The sequence below is a fragment of the Phaeobacter sp. S60 genome (genome assembly GCF_000826845.1).
Taxonomy (GTDB): domain Bacteria; phylum Pseudomonadota; class Alphaproteobacteria; order Rhodobacterales; family Rhodobacteraceae; genus Phaeobacter; species Phaeobacter piscinae.
The window spans coordinates 63,613-85,562 of sequence record NZ_JSWJ01000019.1 but is presented as its reverse complement, the minus strand read 5'-3'; the positions used below and the strand labels follow the sequence as shown (position 1 = coordinate 85,562).

Here is a 21,950-nt window from a genome sequence, read left to right as displayed (position 1 = left end):
GAGAGAGCACTATGTCTGACGCACCTACCCAATTTGCGGAAGACGAGCGGATCAAAACCCGTTCGAAATTCCGCGAAGCCATGATCCGACCCGAATTGGGCGGCATTATCGGCACCATCACCGTATTCGCGATGTTCCTTATTTTTGCCGGTGACAGCGGCATGTTCAACAGCCAGGGCGTAATGAACTGGAGCCAGATCTCCGCCCAGTTCATGATCATCGCAGTTGGGGCCTGCCTGCTGATGATTGCGGGCGAGTTTGACCTGTCGGTCGGGTCCATGATCGGGTTCGCGGGAATGTTGATCGCCATTTTCAGCGTAACGCTGGGCTGGCCGGTCTGGTTGGCTATTCTGGTGACCTTCGCAATCGCCACAGCCATCGGTGCGCTGAATGGATTTATCGTGGTGCGCACGGGTCTGCCCAGCTTCATTGTCACGCTGGCGTTCCTGTTTATCCTGCGCGGCTTTGCAATCTATTTGCCGCAGACCATTGAACGTAAGACGATCATTGGCGGGGTGGCTGACGCCGCCGAGGGCGATTGGATGGCGGCGCTGTTTGGAGGCAAAATTCTGACCGGCCTGTTCCAGTGGTTGGGCGACAACGGTTGGATCGCCGTTTTTGAACGCGGCACCCGCAAGGGGCAGCCGGTGGTCGAGGGGCTGCCCATGCTCATCGTTTGGGCTATTCTGCTGGTGATCGTTGGTCATGTCATCCTGACCAAAACACGGTTTGGCAACTGGATCTTTGCGGCGGGCGGTGACGCTGAGGCTGCGCGGAACTCCGGGGTGCCTGTCAACCGCGTGAAAATCCTGATGTTCATGTTCACAGCTTTCTGCGCGACCGTCTTTGCAACCTGTCAGGTGATGGAGTTTGGCGGCGCCGGGTCGGATCGTGGCTTGCTGAAAGAATTTGAAGCCATCATCGCGGTGGTGATTGGTGGCGCGCTCCTAACCGGTGGCTATGGCTCGGTTCTGGGGGCGGCGCTCGGTGCGCTGATCTTTGGCGTGGTGCAGCAGGGGCTGTTCTTTGCCGGGGTTGAAAGCTCTCTGTTCCGGGTGTTCCTCGGTCTGATCCTGCTGTTTGCGGTCATCCTCAACACCTATATCCGCCGCGTCATCACAGGGGAGCGCTGATATGACTACGTCTCAACCCTTGATCCGCATGCAGGGTATCGAAAAGCACTTTGGCAGCGTCATCGCGCTGGCCGGTGTCTCGGTTGATGTGTTCCCTGGGGAATGCCACTGCCTGCTTGGCGACAACGGCGCCGGGAAATCGACCTTCATCAAAACCATGTCCGGGGTGCATAAACCCACCAAGGGCGACATCCTGTTCGAAGGTCAGCCGCTGCATTTTGCGGATCCTCGTGATGCAATTGCCGCAGGGATTGCCACTGTGCATCAGCATCTCGCGATGATCCCGCTGATGTCGGTCAGCCGCAACTTTTTCATGGGGAATGAGCCGATCCGTAAGATCGGTCCGCTAAAGCTGTTTGATCATGACTATGCCAATCGCATCACCATGGAAGAGATGCGCAAGATGGGTATCAACCTGCGTGGGCCGGATCAGGCTGTTGGCACCCTGTCGGGGGGGGAACGTCAGACCGTAGCCATCGCCCGTGCGGTGCATTTCGGCGCCAAGGTGCTGATCCTGGATGAGCCGACATCGGCACTGGGTGTGCGCCAGACCGCCAATGTGCTTGCCACCATCGACAAGGTACGCAAGCAGGGGGTGGCCGTGGTGTTCATCACCCACAACGTGCGTCATGCCCTGGCCGTTGGCGATCGGTTCACGGTGCTGAACCGCGGCCAGACCCTCGGGACGGCAGAGCGCGGCGAAATCTCCGCTGAGGAGCTGCAGGATTTGATGGCAGGCGGGCAGGAGCTGGCAACGCTTGAGGGAAGCCTTGGCGGCACAGTCTGAGGCGATACCAGATTCATTTAAAAAAAGCCGCCGGGGTAGTCTCCGGCGGCTTTTGTTTTAGACCTCTTGGCGTGCCCTGCGCAGAACACCTGCGGGCGGGAGCGTGCCGACCTCGGTCTCTACCGGCTTGGCGAGATGGTTGAACCAGAATTCCTCCGTCGCGGTCTGGCGCATACGCACACCCTCGGGCATCTTGCGGATGGTCACGCCCGCGCGGGCGCAGAGCGTTGTGACCAAGCGGTCCAGGCCCGCCGGATCCAGCCAGCCGGCACAATAGATCTGATTTTCCGCAGCGACAGCGACCGCATGACCGGTTGAGGTTTCGATCAGAACATCCGCCTCACCCTCCAGCGTTTCCAGATAGCCGACAACCGCGCCATCGCCGTTTGCGAGTGGCAGCGGCATATCCGGTCGGAGGCTTTCGACCGCTGCGATGACCACATCCAGCCCCTGAAGAGCGGGCGGCAACGGGGCGGTTGGGATCTTGAAATCCTCATCCCGTGCCGCTGTACGCGGACCATAAAGACGCAGACCTGCCGCCTCGGCCAGTGCCTTTCGCAGGTCATCCGGGAGGTGCATCAGGCCGGGGGCAAGGATCAACTCGTATCCGGTGAAATCACTTCGGGTTGGCGGGATGATGTCAACAGACAGACCCGCGCGACGCAGGGCACGGTAGTGATCCAGCACAAGGTCGAAGTAGCTCAGACCTTGACCATGCGGCTGCACCTGCCAGGCCCATTCGGCGTCATAATCGAAGATCAGCGCGACAGGAGCCTGCGATGGCTCAATCTCACCCGCGTTTGCTAATTCCTCAGCCACCTGACGTGCCTCGGAGATGGCGGGGGTCTCTGCACTATCGGGACGCAGCAACCCAGCATGGAGTTGCTCCTGCGCAAAAGGCGCCTGCCGCCAGCGGAAATAGCAAACTGCCTCCGCGCCATGGGCAAAGGCCTCCCAGGTCCAGAATCGCACCATGCCGGGCAGGGGCGCAGGATTGTAGGGCGCCCAGTTCACCGGGCCGGGTTGCTGTTCCATCACCCACCAACGCCCGCGCCCCACAGCACGGTAGAGGTCATGGTGAAAGGCCTGAAAATCCGGGTCACCCTGTCGCGCATATCGGCGCTGATCTGCTGCGCTGGCACCAACCCGGTCCTCAAGAAAGCCCAAAGGGTAGCTGTCCCAGCTGGCGATCTCCAGATCCTCTCCGACCTTGTAATGGTCAAAGTCGGTCACCCGTCCCATGTAATTATGCGCAATCGGCGCGTCGGAATGAGCGCGCAGGATCTCCACCTGATCGCGGTTGAAGCTGACAACCTGGTCTGATGAAAACCGTCGGAACGCCTGCATATGGGCCGGGTTCGGTTCGGTCACGGTGAGGTTCGGGAGCCCGATCTGGTCAAAACGATCATACTCCATCGACCAGAACACATTTCCCCAAGCGCTGTTCAGCGCGCAAATGTTACCGTCGTACCGCTCTTCCAGCCACCGCACGAATGCCACACGGGCTGCGTCAGAGTAGCTGATCGTGGTCTCGTGGCAGCCGTATTCATTGTCCGTCTGCCAGGCGGCGATGCGCTCGCCGGGTCCATAGCGCTCCGCCATCAGTGTGACGATCCGCCGGGCCTCTGCGCGGTATCCCTGGTGGCTGAAGCAATAGTGGCGACGCGAACCGAAGCCGCGCGATTTGCCATCAGCATCCAGCGCAAACATGTCAGGGTGGCGGTCCACCATCCAGCGCGGCGGCGTTGCGGTCGGGGTGCCCAGTACCACCTTCAATCCGGCCGCGACCAAAGTGTCGATGGCCCGGTCCAGCCAGTCCCATTGCAGATCACCGCGGGTAGGCTCGATCCGAGACCAGGAAAATTCGCCAATGCGGACCCAGGTGAGCCCCGCCGCGACCATGCGTGCGGCGTCCCCCTGCCAGATGTATTCAGGCCAGTGTTCGGGATAATAGCAGGTTCCAAGCGTGCGCTGCATGATGGTCCTCAAAGAATGACGCGGTGTTCGCGCTGGCCCTTGGCCGTCGTGTGAATGCGGTAGGTCTTGCCCGCTGCCGGATCATTCAGCCCATCTGCGGCGGTGGTGATGAACAAGTCTGACAGGTCTTCCCCGCCCAGGGCTGGGCAGGAGGCCTGCGCGGTCGGGACCGGATAGATTGCTGTCAGCTCTCCCGTTGGGGTGTAGACCGCGACACGGCCTGCCCCCCACTGCGCGTTCCAGAACCGGCCTTCCGTGTCAACTATGGCGCCATCGGGGCCGAAATCTTCGCCGCTAAGATCGATAAACACCGATGGTTCGCCAAGCGGCCATCCATCCTCTGCTGCCAATGGCTGCCGCATGATCTTGCCCGTCTTGGTGTCGGTGAAATAGGCGCAGGATTTGTCTGGGGCAAAACAGATCGCATTGGTGATGGTCTGGTTTGTTATCAGTTGGCGCAGCTCGCCCCGGTAGTAGCGATAGATCGCGCCCAGACCGAACTCAGCCTTATAGCCCATAGTCCCGATCCAGAACCCGCCCCAGGGGTCTGCCCGACCATCGTTCGAGCGGGTCAGCGGCTGATCTGTCTCCAGATCTACCAGATGGATCCGCGCGCCACTTTCGATATCAAACCGCCAGAGCGCGCTGGCGCTGGCCATGATCAGTGTTGTTTCATCGACCCAGCCAGCGGCGGACACGCAATCGTCGAACTGCCAATGGATCTCCTTTCCCCCAACAACGCTGAACAGCCGCTTTTCGAGGATATCAAACCAGAACAGTTGCTTGCGGGTCGGGTGCCACAACGGCCCTTCGCCAAGGGTGCAGCGCGTTTCGCTGAGGACCTGAGCCGCCGCTGCATGGATTTTTGGGTCATCTGCCATCAAAGGCCTCGTCGTAAGCCGCAACGGTTTCTGCCGCAAGACGGGCGACGTCTTCGACTGAGCGGCCGGGTTTATAGAGAGAGGACCCCATGCCGAAACCGGTTATGCCAGCCCTCTGCCACGCTGAGAAGTCGTCAGGACCGACACCGCCCACAGCGTAGGTTTCAGCATCCATTGGCAATACCGCCTTCAACGCCGAAAACCCGTCCAGTCCCAGTTTGAAGGCGGGGAAGAATTTCAGTCCATCCGCTCCGGCACGGAGAGCAGAGAAACACTCTGACGCGGTAAAAACCCCTGGATAGGACAACAGACCTGCCGCTTTCGTCGCGCGGATCACATCCGGGTTGCAGTCGGGCGACACCACCATCTGCGCCCCCATGGCTGAGAGCTGAGCAACCGCACTGGTATCGAGCACAGTACCTGCACCGACTGTGGCGCGCCCCTTCGCCTGATCCAGCATGGCGGCGATGCTGTCGTAGGGTTGAGGAGAATTCAGCGGGACTTCGATCTTGGTGATACCTGCGGCAATCAGGGCATCGGTCATCGGGCGTGCCTCGTCGGGACGCAGGCCGCGCAGGATGGCGATAATATTTCGGCTCATGGGGTTTGGCTCTTTTGCAATTGGTCATAGGCGGCTGAGAGGCCGGCAAGGGTCAGGGTTTCGGCGTCAACGCGCTGGGGCACGCATCCCAGCGCGGACAGGGCTGTCTCATAGCAGCGGGCCAGCGTATCGGTGCCCAGTATGGTGATAGGTTGGCGGGACCAGTCGTGTTGGGTCGCCGCAAGCTCGGCCCCGATCAACAGGCCCGACAGGCGGGCTCTACCGGTTTCTGGTCGCTGGCCGGTCAGCAACGCATCTGCGCGCAGGCGAAACAGCTGCGCCGAGATCGAAGCCGGAGCTGCGAGGCTCTCAGCGATGGCCTGGGTAAAAGCGGCGTCATCCCAACCCTCCTCAGATACGCAGTGTCGCAGCACGGATTGTCCCCGGAGCAGGGCAAACATCTCACCGGTCATGAAGGTGGAGAAACTGGTGACCTGCCCCTGATCAAGCCTGACCCATTTGCTGTGGGTGCCGGGCAGGCAGATGACCTGGGTTTCCTGATGATTGCTGCCTTGGGAAAGAAACCCTGCGATTTGGGTCTCCTCTCCGCGCATGACATCAGCCGGATCCGTGGTTTTGATGCCAGGCAGCAAATAGACCGCGAGGCGTGGATCCGTGATTGCCGGCTGGGTGGCCTCGGCAATGCCTGGCGGCGGGCAGGGGGCGCTGGCATAGGGGGCCTCGGCCCAGCCTTGGCGCGAGCCTGCCATTCCGCAGCAGATAACGGGGAGCGGGCTGTCTTCGCCCGTTGGGAGATGATCGCCCAAGAGGTCCAGAAGTGTGGGTTCATAGTCCTGTGGGCACAGCCGTGACATGCCACGGTCAGAGGTGAGGCGGGCGATCACTTGATTTCGGGCATCCATCACCCAAAGCCGCAACTGGCTTGTCCCCCAGTCTGCCGCGATCCATGCAGGTGCAGGTGTGTCTGACGTTCTATCTGGAGAGAGGTCGGGCGGAGCTGTCATCCCGTCACCACAACCCCGCCGTCCACCACCAGAGTCTGGCCGGTGATCATGCGGCTTGTTGCAGAGGCCAAGAACAAGGTGGAGCCGACAATGTCCTGAGGGGCCAGATGGTCCTTCAGGCACTGGCGTTCCAGATGGGCCGCAAGTGCCTCTGGCGTTGCCCATTGATCCAGCTGCTTATCCGTGAGCACCCATCCCGGCGCCAAGGCATTGACCCGTATGCGATCTGGTCCGAACTCGCGGGCGAGGCTCCGGGTCATTCCATTTATGCCTGCATTTGCGGTGGTGTAGGCAGGGTAGCCGCTGTTACCCATCATGTAGCTGATGGAGGTGAAGTTGATGATGGAGCCACCACCTGCGGCCTGCATCCCCGGCAATACCGCCTGACAGGCAAAGAAATAGGCCTTGAGATTGATCGCCTGCGCCCAGTCCCAAAACTCTTCGTCCACATCCAATGCAGCGTGGCGCTGATCATTGGCGGCGTTGTTCACCAGCGTGGTGATTGGGCCATGCGCCTCTGCCGCCTGCTCAATCGCGAACTTCAGGGCAGGGATATCGGTAATGTCACATTGGATGAACAGGGGACGGTTTCCGGTCTCGGCCTGCATGCGCTCGACAAAGTCGGTGGCGTCAGAGCGCCCGACAAAGGCGACCTTAGCGCCCTGCCGCAGAAACCCTTCGCTCAGCGCGGCACCGATGCCAGAGCCACCGCCGGTGATGAAAACGGATGCGCCCTTCAGGTCCGGAAAGATTGCGGTATCGCTCATCAGTGGCTCTCCCGAGTGACGGGGCGGGTATCTTTGCCCACGAGAAAATCAAGGTCAGCGCCTTTTTCGGCCTGAAGCACGCTGTCGACATAGAGTTTTGCATAGCCGCGGGTGTAATGCGGCGGGTCCGGCTGCCAGACCTCCCGCCGCGCGGTTAGCTCTTCAGCTGAGACCAGAAGGTCCAGCGTACCGTTCTGGGCGCTGACCCGGATCCGGTCGCCGGTCTGTACCAGACCAAGGGGGCCGCCAGCCTGGGACTCTGGCGAGACATGCAAGATCACGGTACCAAAGGCAGTCCCGGACATGCGGCCGTCTGAAATGCGGATCATATCACGTACCCCTTCGCGGACCAGTTTACGCGGGATCGGCATATTGCCGACCTCGGGCATGCCGGGATAACCCTTGGGGCCAACGCCTTTCAGCACCAGAATGCTGTCCTTGGTGACCGGCAGATCGTCGCGGTCAATGTTGGCTTTCATGTCTTCGATAGTTTCAAACACATGGGCGATGCCTTCGTGCTCCAGCAGATGATCGGTGGCGGCTGAGGGTTTGACGATGGCACCGTTGGGCGCGAGATTGCCGCGCAGAACACGCAGGCCGGCTGCAGGTTTTACCGGGTTATCAAAGCTCTTGATCACGTCTTCGTTGAAACACTCAGCTCCGTCAGCATAGGCCATGATATCGCCGCCCAGAACAGTGATGTTACTGCGCAAATGCCCCTTGTCGGCCAGTTGTTTCAGCACGACCGGCATGCCGCCAGCATAGCAGAAATCTTCCATCAGGTATTTGCCAGAGGGCATGCAGTTGACCAGGAGCGGGATGTCACTGCCAAGGCCGAAGTCATCCAGCGATAGCTCAACGCCAACGCGGCCAGCCAGCGCCAGGAGGTGAACAACCGCATTGGTGGAGCCGCCAACCGCCGCGTTGGCCATGATCGCGTTGATGAAGGCATCACGGGTCAGCACGTCGGAGGGTTTGATATCCTCCTCGACCATCTCGACGATCCGCTTGCCGGTCAGATGCGCCAGCGCCATGCGACGCGCATCCACTGCGGGCAGGGCAGCATTTGTTGGCAGGCTCATCCCCATTGCCTCAACAAGGGACGCCATGGTGGAGGCCGTGCCCATTGTCATGCAGACGCCCTTGGACCGGCTCATGCCTGATTCTGCCGCCATGAAGTCCTGTAGCGTCATCTCTCCTGCACGCACCGCTTCGGAGAATTTCCATACATCCGTGCCGGAACCGATATCCTTGCCCTGCCATTTGCCGTTCAGCATCGGCCCGGAGCTGACGACGATGGCCGGTAGATCAACAGAGGCAGCCCCCATCAGCTGGCCGGGGGTCGTCTTGTCACAACCGCCGAGCAGGACAACACCATCGATGCCGTAGGCCCTGATCGATTCCTCCACATCCATCGCGAGGAGGTTGCGGAACAGCATCGCGGTTGGCTTCATCTGGGTTTCGCCCAGCGACATCACCGGGAATTCAACAGGGAACCCGCCCGCCTCCCAAACGCCGCGCTTCACCCCTTCGGCAAGATCGCGCAGGCCGGAGTTGCAGGGCGTTAGCTCGGACCATGTGTTGCAAATCCCGATGATCGGACGGCCGTCAAAGGCGTGATCGGGAAACCCCTGATTTTTCATCCAGCTGCGGTGGATAAATCCGTCTTTGTCCAGTTTGCCGTACCAGGCGCGATTTCGTCTGTCTTTGGTCATAGGCGTGTTCCTTCAATCACCCAGATCGACTGTGGGAAGGTCCAGGGCAGGGTGATCCCTTGATGCATCAGATATTGACCGCTAAGGCGGGCGTTTTCGGTTTTCAGGAGTGGCGAGCCACGCGACAGGCCGGGGGCGTCGTCGCGGTTCAGCAGGCGGATGTCATAGGTCGCATCCGCATCCAGTCCAGCGAGGCGCAGCGGGCGGGGCAAGATCTGCGCACTGGCTTCTGGGAGGCCGGCAAAGGCGACAAACCGACTGCCATCCTCGGCGCGTTGCAGCTCTGCGATCACTGCCGGATCGTCACTGTCGAGGCGCAGAATATCCGCCCGCTCGGTCCAATGCCGGTTGTCCTTCCACCAGTTGGTTACATCGCGCAGGACCTCGGCCTCATCCACGCTCAGCTCTCGCGGGTCCATTTCAAAGCCCATATGCCGCTGCGCGGCGGCCCAGGCGCGGAGGCGGATATCGGTCAGGCGACCGGAGGTGTGGCACTGACGTGGCCCGACGTGACTGCCCGTCACGACCATGGGCAGGAACAGCGCGGCTTCGTGCTGGATCCGCAGCCGCTCCAACGGGTCGTTGCTGTCAGAGAGCCAGACGCGATGGGTGCGCGACAGAATGCCAAAGTCGATACGCCCGCCACCGGATGAACAACTCTCAAATTCCACCGAGGGGAAGCCTGCCCGCAGCCGGTCAAAAAGTGCATAGATCGCCTCAGCCTGCGCGCTGTCTGGCTCTGGTAGCACACGATTGTGATCCCATTTCACATAGTCGATGGGATGGTCGGCAAGTACGGCTGAGACGCGTTCGTAGAGATAGGCCTGAACCTCTGGTCGGGCGATATTCAGCACCATCTGCTGTCGGCCCAGGACCTGATCCGTGTCCCCCAGAACCCAGTCGGGGTGGGCGTGAAACAGATCGCTGTCCGGGTTGATCATTTCCGGTTCAAACCAGATGCCGAATGTCATGCCTTCTGCATGAATGTGGTTGATCAGCGGCATCAGCCCATCGGGATATTTGCGCGCATCGATGGTCCAGTCGCCAAGCGAACTGGTATCGTCATCGCGTTTGCCGAACCAACCATCGTCCAGCACGAACCGCTCTGCTCCCAATGCTGCGGCGCGGCTTGCAATATCGCAGAGTGTGGCGTGGTCGTGGTCGAAATAGACCGCTTCCCAGCAGTTGTAATGCACCGGGCGCGGGCGCGCAGGGGCAGGAGGCTGAAGGATATCGTCGCGCAAGTGGCGCTGAAAGGCAACGGCGCAACCGTTTATCCCCTGATCCGAGAACACTGCATATAGTGGCGCGGTTTCAAATTTGATGCCGGGGGTGCGGCGGCTGCCGGTTGCGTGCCCCCATTGGATCTGGCGCCGTCCGTCAGGCAGTTCCTCAGCCAGCATTTTGTGGCCTCCGGACCAGCCGTAGTGAAAAGCGTAGGCGGATCCTTGGCTGTTTGTGGCGCCTGTGCAGGGCACGATCAGGCCGGGAAAATATTCATGCCCGGTGCGACCGGTGGGATTGTCCCGTAGCCGTGCGCCGGCACTCCATGGGGTCCTGCTGGTCTGAAACTCCCCGATCCAGCGACCATGAAAATCGATCATCTCGTAACTGTTCTGAGGTCCCGGAAAGACTGGTGCAGAGAGCCAGCTCACGCTGATCGGCTGTTCGGAGGCGAGCGAGGCCTGCGCACGGATCATGCCGGTTGTGGGCGTCAGTTCAAACATCGCCTGATAGCGAAGACCGTTGCCGGTGTCGTGGTAATGTAGGATGAGGCTTAGGTCGCTTTCTTCCGCTCGATCAAACGCGAAGCGCGGCAGCAGCGCCTTGCCTGTGCTGGCTGTGAGCGACAGACCCGGCTGTCCGGGAAAGGTCCGCCGGGCCTCGGGGCAGATCGACAGCGGCGGCACGGCATCCAGCATGCCCCCCGTCACATCCATGCGCGCGGCGGCAACAAGCATCTCCAGATCAGTCCCATCCGGCAGGCGCGGCCCCCAGTAGATGATCTCGGCCAAATCTGTGCCATGGGCGGCGAGGATCAGGCTTTGCCTTTGATCCTGAAGCGCCCAACAGCGGATACCGGTGATCGTGCTCACTTCACGGCCCCCAGAGTCAGACCGGCGATAAAGTGGCGCTGCATCAGGAAGAACATCGCAACCGGCGGCAGCGCCGCGACAATGCTGCCCGCACTCATCAGATGGTAAGCCGCGCGGTATTGCGCGTTGAATGATGTGATACCTGCTGTGACAGGCTGGCTCTCGGCGCCTTGGGTCAGAACAACCGCCCAGAAGTAGTCGTTCCAGATGAAGGTGAAGATCAGCACACTGAGCGCGGCAATTGCCGGCTTCATCAGCGGCAGGACCACGAACCAGAAAATCCGCCATTCCGCGACACCTTCGACGCGGGCCGCCTCTATCAGCTCATAGGGCAGGGCGCGGATGAAATTACGCATGAACAGCGTGCAGAAGCCGGTCTGAAAGGCAATGTGAAACAGCACCAGACCCGTCTTCGTGTTGTAAAGCCCCATGTCCAGCGTCAGATCGCGCACCGGCACCATCAGGATCTGAAACGGGACGAAGTTGCCCGCCACAAACATAAAAAACAGCAACAGATTGCCGCGGAATTTATACACGCCAAGCGCAAAGCCCGTCATGCAGGACAGGGCGACTGCGCCGATCACGGTAGGGACGGTGATCAGGACAGAGTTGAGCAAATACCGCGGCATGTCGGAACCAAAGAAGACCCGGCCATAATTGCTGATCCCTTCGAAGGATGACGGCACCCCCCAGTAATTGCCGGTAGTAAAATCGGCCTCTGGCTTGATCGAGAAAATCGCCACGGCGATCAGTGGCAGCAGCCACATGATAAGGGCTGTCGGGACCAGCGCCTGATAGGTTGTCTGCCACGCGCGCGAGCTGTTCTGAATGGGTTTCGGAAACATCAGCGGGCCCCTTTGTCGTCTTGGTACATGGACCACAGGAAATAGGCGATGAAGCAGAGCATGATCAGGAACAGAACCACAGCAATGGCCGCGCCATAGCCCATGCGGAAGCCATATTCGGACAGCGCCTTCTCAAACATATAGAACGACAGCACCCGGCTTGAGCCAAATGGGCCACCGTTGGTCATGATGGAGATGAGGTCAAAACTGCGCAGCGCGCCGATGATGGTTACGACAAACGCCACGAAGGTCGCCGGACGCAGCTGCGGGATGATCACATACCACAGCATTTTGGCGCCTTTTGCACCATCCAGACGCGCCGCCTCGACCTGTTCGGGGTCGACCGCGTTGAGGCCGGTTAGGTAGAGGATCATACAATAGGCTGTCTGGGGCCAGAGGCCGGCAATGATAATGCCATAGGTCACCAGCGTCGGATCGCCCAGCACATTGATCGGACCAAGGCCGACCCAGGCCAACACCTGATTAAGGAGGCCGAATGTGGGGTCATAGAACCAGCTGAACACCAACCCGACAACCACTTGGCTGATCACAAACGGAAAGAAGAACAATGATTTGTAGAGGCGGATACCTGTCACAGTCTGATTGAGGAACAAGGCGATGAACAGGCCTGCCGGGATCGCAAGGAGGTAAAGCAGCAGCCATTTGAGATTGTTCCAGAGAGAGACCTCAAAGGCGCGGTCATCCATCAATTCCCGGTAATTTTCCATCCCGATGAACTGCGGGTCACCCAGACCGTCCCAGCGATAAAACGATAGGTTGAAGCTCTGCAGAATTGGGAAAATTACATAAAACAGAAAGAAGATCACGCCGGGTGCGAGAAACAGCCAAGGCGCAAGGGCTTGCCGGTTGCGCCTGAGCCAGCTGTCACTGACACCGGGTGAGGTGGCAGACGATCCGGTTTCTGGAGCGAGGTTCATCTCGGCCACGGGAAATCTCCCTTGTTATCGTCAGTAGCGTGGTTTGATCACGGATCCCGACAGGCGGATGGCGATCTGGTGTCAGGGCGCCGGGAACTCATGAGGAGGGCAAGGCCGGCGACTGTCGGCCTTGCTGTTTGGGAAAATGGCGCTGATCAGTAGACCCGCTCGCGTGCCTTCTCCAGCCGGTTCAGGATGTCATCCAGATTGTCCGGGAACACCATGAACTCCTGGAACCCTTCCATCGCGACCGAGGCCATTTCGGCAGGCGCATCGCGATCGAAAAACTGGGCAATACCACCCGGGGAATTGGACGACAGCATCTCAAATCCCTGGTTCAGCATCTCGTCATCATCGACCGAAGAGCCGGAGTTGACCGGCAACTGACCAAGGGCTGCGCCACCGTTGATTTTGGTCTGATTGTCAGCTGACACGACAAAGCGCAGGAAGGCGCGTGCGGCTTCCTTGTTCTGTGCGCCGGACGGAATGTGGAAGGTGTCCGTTGGTGCGTCCTCTGCCAGCTCGACATCGGGGTTGATGCTGGGGAACTGGTAGAAGTCCAGCTGATCCGTGCCAAGGCCCGCTTCGCGCAGCGGCGCCACGGCAAAATTGCCCATCAGATAGGCCGCGGCCTCGCCCTTGACCATGAACGGTAGGGCTTCCTGCCAGCTGTAGGACTGATGGTTGTCGATGAAGGCGCCCATGTCGATCAGCTCGCGCCAATTGGCGAAGGTCTGCTTCACGCGGTCATCGGTCCAGGCAACTTCGCCGTTGGTCAGCGCCATATGGAAGTCGTAGCCGTTTGTGCGCATGTTCAGGTAGTCAAACCAACCGCCCGCAGTCCACAGAAACTTGGTGCCGATGGTGAAGCACTTGCGTCCCGAATCGAGGATCTTCTGGCAGTTCGATTTGAAAGTTTCCCAATCCTTGGGCTCTTCGAGACCGAGCTCATTGTAGATGTCTTCGCGGTAGTAGACGCCCCACTGATAGTAGGTATAGGGCACGCCCCATTGCTTGCCATCCAGCGTCATCGCACCTTTGGTGGAGGCCAGCGCATCGGCGATGTCAGGTTCTGCCCACAAATCACTGATGTCCTCGAAGAGGCCGGCGGAGACGTAGGGCCGCATACGGTTCGCGGCATACCAGTTGGCCACATCGGGCGGATTCGCCGACAGGAAGTTGCGGATCTGTGTCTTATAGGCTTCGCGGTCGATCACGGTCAGTTCAACTGACAGATCGGGATGCATGGCGTCGAATTCCTCCGCCATCTGCTCCATCACTGCGCGGGGCGCAGGATTGGACATGTCCGAAAAAATCTTGAGCGTGCCACTCAATTCAGCCTGTGCCGCAGTGGCCAGGCCAAGGCTGAGAGCGAGACCCGCAACCGTTCCTTTCAAAGTCTTCATGACGTCCTCCCTGTTGACGTAGGTTCTTTGGTTTCATATAGTGGAACCAAATTCCAACTATTGAAACTATGAACGCGCTCGGCTAAGGATGTCAACAGTTACATCGGCTGGGTTCGGTCAGAGAAAGGACAGTGATGGCGAAAGCTGCGCCCCAATCACGAGAGGCGGATGGTACCGTCGGCAAGGCGCTGGCGGTGCTGGATCAGATCGCCGAGGCTGGCCGCCCGATGCGGTTTGGCGAGGTGCTGGCCGCATCCGACCACCCGAAAGCAACGCTGTACCGGCTGGTCCAGACACTGACCAATCAAGGGATGTTGGCCTATGACGAAACCAATCAGACCTACGCGCCGGGCCTTCGGTTGGTGCGGTTGGCCCATGCTGCGTGGCGGCAAAGCGCATTGGCACCTGTGGCCCGTCCCTATCTGGATCAACTGTCTGCAGACGTCGGGGAAACCATTCATCTGGCGCAGCTTGATCGTGGGCAGGTGCTCTATGTTGACAAGCGCAATGCCGAAACGCCGATTGAAATGTTCAGCCAGGCTGGAAAGATCGGGCCGGGCTATTGCACCGGTGTTGGCAAAGCCATGATTGCGCATCTGTCAGCCGATGCACAGGCCGACGCCATTCGCAGGCAGGCGTTTTTTGCCCACACCGCGCACACCCTTGCAACTCCTGAGGCGCTGCTGGCCGAGCTTGCCGAGATCCGCCGTGATGGTGTGGCCTTTGATCGGGAAGAGCATGAACCGGGTATCATCTGCATTGCCGCCCCGATCCTGTCGGAGGCGGGCAAGGTGATGGGCGGGCTGTCGATCACATCATCGCTGCAACGTCAGTCGCTGGAGGGGCTGACAGCCCTGCGCCCGGCGCTGCTGCAAACGGCCAAGGACATCGCAACCGCTGCCGAGACCTGGCAATTTCCAAGTTAACCCAAGGGGAGAAGACGCATGACAGGGGTCACTTTGGCCAAGGCCGTCAAGAAATATGGAGATGTGCAGGTGATCCATGATGTGGATCTCAGCATTGACGACGGCGAATTTTGTGTCTTCGTTGGTCCTTCGGGCTGCGGGAAATCGACATTGTTGCGGATGATTGCCGGGCTGGAAGAAACCAGCAGCGGTAATATTCATATCGGCGATCGGGACGTGACCCGCCTTGACGCGGCAGATCGCGGCGTTGCGATGGTCTTCCAGTCCTATGCGCTTTACCCGCATATGACGGTGGAGGACAATATGGGCTTTGGCCTCAAGATGAACGGTCAACCCAAGGAGAAGATCCGGGAGAAAGTGGCCGAAGCCAGCCGGATCCTGAAGCTGGACGACTATCTCAAACGCAAGCCCAAGGCCCTATCGGGTGGTCAGCGTCAGCGGGTTGCGATTGGCCGTGCGATCGTGCGGGGGCCTGAAGTGTTTCTGTTCGACGAACCGCTGTCCAACCTTGACGCCGAACTACGGGTCGACATGCGTGTTGAAATCGCGCGCCTGCACAAGGAAATCGGCGCGACGATGATCTATGTGACCCATGATCAGGTCGAAGCGATGACACTGGCGGATAAGATCGTGGTGCTGCGCGCTGGACGTGTGGAGCAGGTCGGCAGCCCGATGGAGCTTTATGCAGACCCTGATAATCGCTTTGTGGCGGGCTTTATCGGCTCGCCCAGCATGAACTTCCTGCAAGGGACCGTGCAGGGTGACGGTGTCGTTGTGCCTGCGCTTGAAAACCGTCGGGTTGCGACCTCAGTGGCCTTGCCAGCAGATGGCAGCAAGGTGCTGTTGGGTCTGCGTCCGCAGCATCTGAGCGTGACAGCCGCGGACAGCAGCTTGGTTCTGGACCTCAGGGAGCGACTTGGCGGTGTGTCCTACGACTATCTAAGCACGCCAACCGGTGAAAAGCTAATCGTTGAAACCCGTGGTGACGAAGCCTTGCCGGAGGGGACGGCCGTTGCCTTGGGCTTTGATGATGCGGATGCCTATGTCTTTGATGAAGCAACAGAACAGCGCCTGCGATGAAAAGGAGAAAAACCCGGAGCTTCAGCGCCCCGGGCATTTCGCAACCCACGGCCGACCCTCTGTGATTACAGCGACTGCATCCGCATGGTCCTGCCTGTCCATGCCGGGTTGCTGACCGCTTCGGCAAGCGCAGCAGCAACATCACCACGCGCTGCGACACCTCCGGGATCCACCTCGTTACCGAACAGCATGTCACCATTTCCTTCGCCATCGGTCAGTCGGACCGGACGCAGGATTGCGTAGTCCAGGCCAGATCGCATCAGGTGTTCGTCGGCGTCATGTTTGGCCTGCAGATAATGGGCAAGATCACTGTCTGGGTCAGGATCATCCGCGCCGATGGAGCTGAGCATGACAAATTTGGAGACGCCTGCGTGTTTGGCCAGATCAATCAAGGCCTTTGCGCCGTCACGGTCTACTTTGTCTGTCATCTCCGCCGATGTGTCGCCGCCGGACCCAGCTGCAAAAACAACGCTATCGCACCCATCGCAGGCCGCCGCTGGCAGATCTGTGAGGTCTCCGTGTCGGGTGGTCGTGCCGCGCGGCAAGGTGCTTGTGTCGGACCCTTCGCGGATCAGGGCGATTGGGTGGTGGCCGAGACGCTGGAGTTTTTCAACGACCCGGCGACCAGTATTGCCGGTGGCGCCGGCTACGAGAACTTGCATGGTGATCTCCTTAGTTCCTGTGAATGATTTTGGTGATCGATAGCTGGCGGCTCAGAACGAGGGCGCCATCGGCCCCACCTTGGCCACTGTGGCTTGATAGCCGGGCTGTTGCTGCAGATCGGCCCAATAGCGCGCCACCCGAGGCGCGTCCTCTAGCGCGCCGATAGCCGCCAAATTGGCGAGAATGTAGGAAAACTGGATATCTGCCAGTGTGGCGGTGTCGCCAAACAGCAGCCCCTGTTCGGGCAGCTTCTGGGTAAGATAGTCAAGGTGTTGAGCCATAGCACGGTTGGCCTCGTCGGTGGCCTCTTCACCCTTCAGGGCAGGCAGCAGCAGGCCCATGGCAACTTCGGCGAAGGAGCTTTCGACATAGTCGAGCAGTTCCTCGTGATGCACCGCCTCTGCGCTGCCGGGAGAGGGATGATGATGCGTATCTCCGTACCGGTCGGTAATGTAGCGCAAGCAGGTTGCGGATTCCGCGATCATGGTGTCGCCATCCTCGATCACGGGGGATTTGCCCAGCGGATGTACCTTGGCGAGACTTTCGGGCGCCCTGAAGGACGCGGTGCGGTCATAGGTGACGACAGTGTAGGGTTGCCCCAGGTCTTCCATCAGCCAGATCAGGCGGATTGCGCGCGAATAGGCGAGGCAATGTATCGTCAGCATGGGCGGCGTCTCCTTACAGGGGTGTCGATCGCAAAAGGAACGGCGGCCATTTTTGCCGCCGTTGTGTATCCAACGGTTGGGGTCGCGATTTTGTTCCTGAGGCCTGCCGCAGCTGCACAGCGAAGTAATTGAGAGTGGAACCAGCATGCCCAGTCAGGTGTTTCACCCATAGCGATCGCATCACATCAGGGGCAGTTGCAGCAAATGCCTACCGGATGTGGTACGATGTAGCCTTACGAGAGGAGATGGACCATGGCTGGAGGATGGGCGCGCGATGGCGCAGTGAGCGAGCAGATCGAGGCGTCGATCAGTGACGAGCTAGCGCGTCTTAAGTCTCGGCCTGCGCCGATGGGCGAAAGCCTCACCCATTGTGCCGATTGCGAGGAACCGATCCCGGAGCCGCGTCGCAAGGCCATTCCGGGAGTGAAGCTCTGTATCGAGTGCCAGCAGGATCGCGACAGCGCCTACAGCGCGCGGGGTGGTATCAACCGGCGTGGCAGCAAGGACAGTCAGCTCAAATAACCGCCCACAGAAAGCAAAGGGCGCAGCCGATTGACCACGCCCTTTCTTTGTCCGGTGATGTGCGTGAGGATCAGTCCTCCATCGCCTCCAGCTCGTCGATCATATCGGAGATCATGCTCAATCCCTTATCCCAGAATGTGGGATCAGACGCATCAAGGCCAAAGGGCGCAAGCAGCTCCTTGTGGTGCTTGGATCCACCGGCCTTCAGCATCTCGAAATACTTGTCTTCAAATCCTTCAGCCCCCTCGGCATAGACCGAATAGAGGGCATTCACCAACCCGTCGCCAAAGGCATAGGCGTAGACGTAGAACGGGGAATGGACAAAATGCGGCACATAGGTCCAGAAGGTTTCGTAACCTTCCATGAAGTCAAAGGCCTCGCCAAGGCTTTCGGCCTGCACTGACATCCACAGCGCGTTGATATCGTCTGGTGTCAGCTCTCCCTCGGCACGGGCGGCGTGCAGTTTGCACTCGAAATCGTAGAATGCGATCTGGCGCACGACCGTGTTGATCATATCCTCGACCTTGCCTGCCAGCAGGATCTTACGCTCGGTCTTATCCTTGGCGTTTTCCAGCATCTTGCGGAAGGTCAGCATTTCGCCAAAGACCGAGGCGGTCTCGGCCAGTGTCAGCGGTGTCGATGACAGCATCTCGCCCTGATCCGCCGCCAGCACCTGATGCACACCGTGGCCCAGCTCATGCGCGAGGGTCATCACGTCGCGCGGTTTGCCCAGGTAGTTCAGCATCACATAGGGGTGTACGTCGGTCACCGTCGGGTGCGCAAAGGCGCCGGGCGCCTTGCCCGGTTTCACGGCGGCATCGATCCAGCCCTTGTCAAAAAACGGCTCGGCCAGATCGCCCATTCGTGGGTCAAAGGCGCTATAGGCGTCCATCACCATTTTGCGGGCTTCGTCCCAGTTGACGGTGCGCGAGGTTTCCATCGGCAGCGGTGCATTGCGGTCCCAGACCTGCATGCGGTCCAGACCGAGCCATTTGCGCTTCAGCTCATAATAGCGGTGCGACAGCTTGGGATAGGCGGCAACAACGGCTTCGCGCAGCGCCTCCACGACCTCCGGCTCGACGTGGTTGGAGAGGTGGCGCCCCATTTGCGGCGACGGCATCCCGCGCCAGCGGTCGAGGATTTCCTTTTCCTTGGCTTGGGTGTTGTGGACGCGGGCGAAGATCTTGATGTTGTCGGAGAAGACCCGCGCCAACTCCCGCGCTGCGGCCTCGCGCTTGCTGCGATCCTGCTCGGTCAAGAGGTTGAGCGTGCCCTCGATGTTCAGTTCTTCGCCATTCACGGTGAAGGTCAGACCGGCAATCGTCTCGTCAAACAGCCGCTCCCAGGCATCGCCCACAACGCCCAGGTCATGCAGGAATTTCTCCAGCTCATCCGACAGCTGATAAGGCTTCATCGCGCGGATCCGGTCAAAGATCGGTTTGTAGCGGGCCAGATCGCTGTTGGCGGCGAAGTGGCCGTCCAGCACGGCGTCCTCAAGCCGGTTGATCTCCAGCGTGAAGAACACCAGCGGCGTGGTGAAGATGGTGATCTTCTCCTGCATGTCGGACATGAACTTCGCGCGACCCGCATCGGTGGTCAGCTGGTAATACCGCAATCCGGCAAAGGACATGATCCGGCCAGCAATCGCGTTGATCTTTTCATTGCGCAGGACACAATTGAGCAGGCCATCAGCATCCAGATCAGCAAGCTTGCCCTCGTAATCAGCCGCGAAGCTTGCGCATTCCTCTTCCAGCCAGGCCAGATCCCGGTCCAGCTCAGACGCATCCTCGGAGGTGTAGAGATCGCTGAGGTCCCATTCGGGCAGATTGCCCAGCCCGTCCGGCCCGGCCCCACCTGCGGCATTGGCGTTGACGTCTCGCATCAGGTCGCGGTCAAGGAAGGGAGCGTTGATCATCAGGGCACCTCAGGCTGTTTTATGTCTGCTTCGACATCTAAGCGCGAGGGCAGGGGATCACAAGCAACCGCCCTGCGTGTTGCGTGATTTATGCGCATGACCAAGGCTGTGCGCTCTGATCCAATCTTACGGCACAGGGCAGCCTAGTCGGCGTATTGGTCAAATAACCGGGTCATCTTGTCGAAAATGCTGCGGCGTGTGTCAGCCCCTTCCATCATCACCTCGTGCTGCGCGTTCTTGACCAGATCCAGTTCCCCGCCGGGCCAGCGGGCCATGCGATCATGGATGGCAGCGGTGTTGACGATCTGTTCTTGCGTCCCGAGGAAGGTGATGCAGGGCAGCGCGGGAGAGGGCATTTTTGCAAGGTCGGCGCATTCACGCAGACTCTCACCCAGCCACCGCACCGTCGGCCCGCCGAGCGACAGATCCGGCTGTGCCGCCAGCTGATCCTGCATGAGACGATACATCTCCGCATGATTGGTGAGCGAATTGCCCTCAAACGGGCTGGCCTGCACATAAGGGGCAAGGGTGGTTGTCGGGGTCCGCATCGCGCCAATGCCGAACCGGTCGCCCATCGCGCTGAGCAACCGCGCCACAGGGCGCAGGGCCGGGGGAATCTGAATGCCCCACATCGGGGCGGAAAACACACAGGCCTTCACCGGCAGCCCCTCCATCACGGCGCGCAGCCCGATGGCCCCGCCCATGGAGTGGCCAAGAACAAACCAGGGTTTCGGCAACGCCAGTCGCTCTGCCAGATTCACCGCAGCGTCGACATCTTTCTGAAAATCGCGAAACGCCCCGACATGACCCAGAAGGCGCTCGGGCAGCATCCGGTCAGCAAGCCCCTGGCCACGCCAGTCAACCGCCAATGTAGCATAGCCGCGGTCGGCCAGGTCCTGGGCAGCGGCGCCGTATTTCTCGATGTATTCGGTGCGTCCCGGAAACAGCAGCAACGTGCCTTTTTCGGCGCCGTCCGGACGCCAATGGCCCACGCGGATGCGCAGGCCATCGCTGGTGGTTACCCAATGGGCCTGGCCGCCGTCGGGTCCTCGCGCGATATCGGCAAAGAATGGAGCGGGGGTCAGATCCATCAGGTGCGCGTCCATCAGGCCATCGCCGATGCCAGTTTCATCGCGGTGCCCATGTCACCATCGATGGTCAGCTTGCCGCTCATGAAGGCTGTGGTCGGGTTCAGTTCCCCTTCGATGATCGACTGGAACGTCTCGGCGTCGGCAGTCATGGTGACTTCGGCCTCTTCGTCAGCGACGCGCGCACCATTCTGGTCAAGCATGATTGTGCCCATGCCGGTGATGTCGAATTTGGCGGAGCCATCAAAGCCGCCGTCCATTTTTTCGTTCAGCGTTTCTGCTGCTTGGGTCAGCGTTTCGCTCATGTTCAGTCCTCATATTTGGTCCGCAGCCGCAAATTTATGTGAGGGAAGGCCCCCAGGCTCTGGAAAACGCGGGCTGCGCGGTTACACTTAACCCATCATGGTTGCAAAATTCTCCAATCTCAAAGCTATCGTGGCGGCAACGTCTTTGACAGTCCTGTTTTCCGTGCCTTTGCAGGCGCGTGCGGAGGACCCCGTGGATGAGGCGGGATTGCTTGCGGCGCTGGCCCAGGCCGACCCGGGCGAGGCGATTGGCCTAGACAGGTCATTGCAGGCGCTTTGGGGGAGCAGTGGTTCTCCGGCGATGGACCTTTTGCTGAAACGAGGCAAGGACGCTCTGGAGCGGGGCGACATCCGTATTGCCATTGAGCATCTGACCGCGCTGACCGATCACGCGCCCGGATTTGCGACCGGTTGGTATGAACGTGCGCGGGCCTATTTTACTGCGGGGCTTTTCGGGCCTGCGGTGGCGGATCTGGAGCGGACGCTGATGTTGAACCCTAATGACTACAACGCGATCTTTGCGCTGGGAGCGATGTTCGAACAATTCAATGATCCGCAAAATGCCTATGAGGCCTATCAGAGGGCGCAGGCTATACATCCGCATCACGAGGCGATAACCAGCGCGCTTGATCGGCTGAAGACCACAGTCGAAGGCAAAGAGCTGTAAAGCGGGCA

The 21,950-nt window shown here is 59.9% G+C and carries 21 protein-coding genes; 6 read left to right on the top strand and 15 right to left on the bottom strand.

Annotated features, from left to right (window positions below; translation table 11 throughout):
- Positions 1 to 11 precede the first annotated feature (11 nt).
- Both OO25_RS17360 and OO25_RS17355 read left to right on the top strand, forming a co-directional pair.
- Positions 12 to 1,133, top strand: coding sequence for an ABC transporter permease (locus tag OO25_RS17360; protein ID WP_040172408.1), 1,122 nt, complete (start codon positions 12 to 14; stop codon positions 1,131 to 1,133).
- Position 1,134: 1 nt separating this feature from the next.
- On the top strand, positions 1,135 to 1,920 hold the full coding sequence (locus tag OO25_RS17355) for an ATP-binding cassette domain-containing protein (RefSeq protein ID WP_040172410.1): 786 nt from the start codon (positions 1,135 to 1,137) through the stop codon (positions 1,918 to 1,920).
- Positions 1,921 to 1,977: 57 nt separating this feature from the next.
- Here the strand turns inward: OO25_RS17355 and OO25_RS17350 are convergent, their stop codons facing one another.
- From OO25_RS17350 to OO25_RS17305, 10 genes are all read right to left on the bottom strand, one after another.
- Positions 1,978 to 3,897 carry a beta-galactosidase gene (locus tag OO25_RS17350; RefSeq protein WP_040181515.1) on the bottom strand — a complete coding sequence of 640 codons (1,920 nt, stop codon included), beginning with the start codon at positions 3,895 to 3,897 and terminating at the stop codon, positions 1,978 to 1,980.
- A gap of 8 nt (positions 3,898 to 3,905) precedes the next feature.
- Positions 3,906 to 4,778: an SMP-30/gluconolactonase/LRE family protein gene (locus OO25_RS17345; protein WP_040181513.1), complete on the bottom strand. Its 873-nt coding sequence runs from the start codon at positions 4,776 to 4,778 to the stop codon at positions 3,906 to 3,908.
- Positions 4,768 to 5,379 (bottom strand): 2-dehydro-3-deoxy-6-phosphogalactonate aldolase, encoded by a 612-nt coding sequence (locus OO25_RS17340; RefSeq protein WP_040181511.1) that lies wholly within the window; start codon positions 5,377 to 5,379, stop codon positions 4,768 to 4,770. The genes OO25_RS17345 and OO25_RS17340 overlap by 11 nt, the downstream gene beginning before the upstream one ends.
- A complete protein-coding gene (locus tag OO25_RS17335; RefSeq protein ID WP_040181509.1) occupies positions 5,376 to 6,344 on the bottom strand; it encodes a 2-dehydro-3-deoxygalactonokinase in 969 nt (322 codons plus the stop codon). The genes OO25_RS17340 and OO25_RS17335 overlap by 4 nt, the downstream gene beginning before the upstream one ends.
- On the bottom strand, positions 6,341 to 7,111 hold the full coding sequence (locus tag OO25_RS17330) for an SDR family NAD(P)-dependent oxidoreductase (RefSeq protein ID WP_040181507.1): 771 nt from the start codon (positions 7,109 to 7,111) through the stop codon (positions 6,341 to 6,343). Before OO25_RS17330 ends, OO25_RS17335 begins: the two co-directional genes overlap by 4 nt.
- Positions 7,111 to 8,826: an IlvD/Edd family dehydratase gene (locus OO25_RS17325; protein ID WP_040181505.1), complete on the bottom strand. Its 1,716-nt coding sequence runs from the start codon at positions 8,824 to 8,826 to the stop codon at positions 7,111 to 7,113. The genes OO25_RS17330 and OO25_RS17325 overlap by 1 nt, the downstream gene beginning before the upstream one ends.
- A complete protein-coding gene (locus OO25_RS17320) occupies positions 8,823 to 10,922 on the bottom strand; it encodes an alpha-galactosidase (RefSeq protein WP_040181503.1) in 2,100 nt (699 codons plus the stop codon). Before OO25_RS17320 ends, OO25_RS17325 begins: the two co-directional genes overlap by 4 nt.
- A complete protein-coding gene (locus OO25_RS17315) occupies positions 10,919 to 11,767 on the bottom strand; it encodes a carbohydrate ABC transporter permease (protein ID WP_040181501.1) in 849 nt (282 codons plus the stop codon). Before OO25_RS17315 ends, OO25_RS17320 begins: the two co-directional genes overlap by 4 nt.
- Complete coding sequence (locus OO25_RS17310) at positions 11,767 to 12,705, bottom strand: carbohydrate ABC transporter permease (RefSeq protein WP_175304840.1); 939 nt, start codon at positions 12,703 to 12,705, stop codon at positions 11,767 to 11,769. Before OO25_RS17310 ends, OO25_RS17315 begins: the two co-directional genes overlap by 1 nt.
- Positions 12,706 to 12,860: 155 nt before the next feature.
- Positions 12,861 to 14,111, bottom strand: coding sequence for an ABC transporter substrate-binding protein (locus tag OO25_RS17305; RefSeq protein ID WP_040181499.1), 1,251 nt, complete (start codon positions 14,109 to 14,111; stop codon positions 12,861 to 12,863).
- Between the two features lie 134 nt (positions 14,112 to 14,245).
- Between OO25_RS17305 and OO25_RS17300 the strand changes: the two genes are divergently transcribed.
- Both OO25_RS17300 and OO25_RS17295 read left to right on the top strand, forming a co-directional pair.
- Positions 14,246 to 15,037, top strand: a complete 792-nt coding sequence (locus tag OO25_RS17300; RefSeq protein ID WP_040172432.1) for an IclR family transcriptional regulator — start codon at positions 14,246 to 14,248, stop codon at positions 15,035 to 15,037.
- 18 nt (positions 15,038 to 15,055) lie between these two features.
- Positions 15,056 to 16,117, top strand: a complete 1,062-nt coding sequence (locus OO25_RS17295) for an ABC transporter ATP-binding protein (protein WP_040181497.1) — start codon at positions 15,056 to 15,058, stop codon at positions 16,115 to 16,117.
- Positions 16,118 to 16,182: 65 nt separating this feature from the next.
- On the opposite strand, the gene OO25_RS17290 is transcribed toward OO25_RS17295, so the two are convergent.
- On the bottom strand, positions 16,183 to 16,779 hold the full coding sequence (locus OO25_RS17290; RefSeq protein ID WP_040181496.1) for an SDR family oxidoreductase: 597 nt from the start codon (positions 16,777 to 16,779) through the stop codon (positions 16,183 to 16,185).
- Between the two features lie 51 nt (positions 16,780 to 16,830).
- The gene (locus tag OO25_RS17285) at positions 16,831 to 17,445 is read right to left on the bottom strand and encodes a glutathione S-transferase family protein (RefSeq protein WP_040181494.1); all 615 of its coding nucleotides are present in this window, start codon (positions 17,443 to 17,445) and stop codon (positions 16,831 to 16,833) included.
- A 252-nt stretch (positions 17,446 to 17,697) separates the two neighbouring features.
- On the opposite strand from OO25_RS17285, the gene OO25_RS17280 reads away from it, so the two are divergent.
- Entirely contained in the window at positions 17,698 to 17,967 is a 270-nt protein-coding gene (locus OO25_RS17280) for a DksA/TraR family C4-type zinc finger protein (protein ID WP_040172442.1), read from the top strand.
- A gap of 70 nt (positions 17,968 to 18,037) precedes the next feature.
- Here OO25_RS17280 and OO25_RS17275 read toward each other — a convergent pair whose 3' ends face one another.
- The 3 genes from OO25_RS17275 to OO25_RS17265 all read right to left on the bottom strand — a co-directional run bounded on the left by OO25_RS17275 (position 18,038) and on the right by OO25_RS17265 (position 21,275).
- On the bottom strand, positions 18,038 to 19,882 hold the full coding sequence (locus OO25_RS17275) for a M3 family oligoendopeptidase (RefSeq protein ID WP_040181492.1): 1,845 nt from the start codon (positions 19,880 to 19,882) through the stop codon (positions 18,038 to 18,040).
- A 143-nt stretch (positions 19,883 to 20,025) separates the two neighbouring features.
- Positions 20,026 to 20,988, bottom strand: a complete 963-nt coding sequence (locus OO25_RS17270) for an alpha/beta hydrolase (RefSeq protein ID WP_040181488.1) — start codon at positions 20,986 to 20,988, stop codon at positions 20,026 to 20,028.
- The gene (locus OO25_RS17265) at positions 20,988 to 21,275 is read right to left on the bottom strand and encodes an SCP2 sterol-binding domain-containing protein (RefSeq protein WP_040172450.1); all 288 of its coding nucleotides are present in this window, start codon (positions 21,273 to 21,275) and stop codon (positions 20,988 to 20,990) included. Before OO25_RS17265 ends, OO25_RS17270 begins: the two co-directional genes overlap by 1 nt.
- Positions 21,276 to 21,372: 97 nt before the next feature.
- Between OO25_RS17265 and OO25_RS17260 the strand changes: the two genes are divergently transcribed.
- Complete coding sequence (locus OO25_RS17260; RefSeq protein ID WP_040181486.1) at positions 21,373 to 21,942, top strand: tetratricopeptide repeat protein; 570 nt, start codon at positions 21,373 to 21,375, stop codon at positions 21,940 to 21,942.
- Positions 21,943 to 21,950 lie beyond the last annotated feature (8 nt).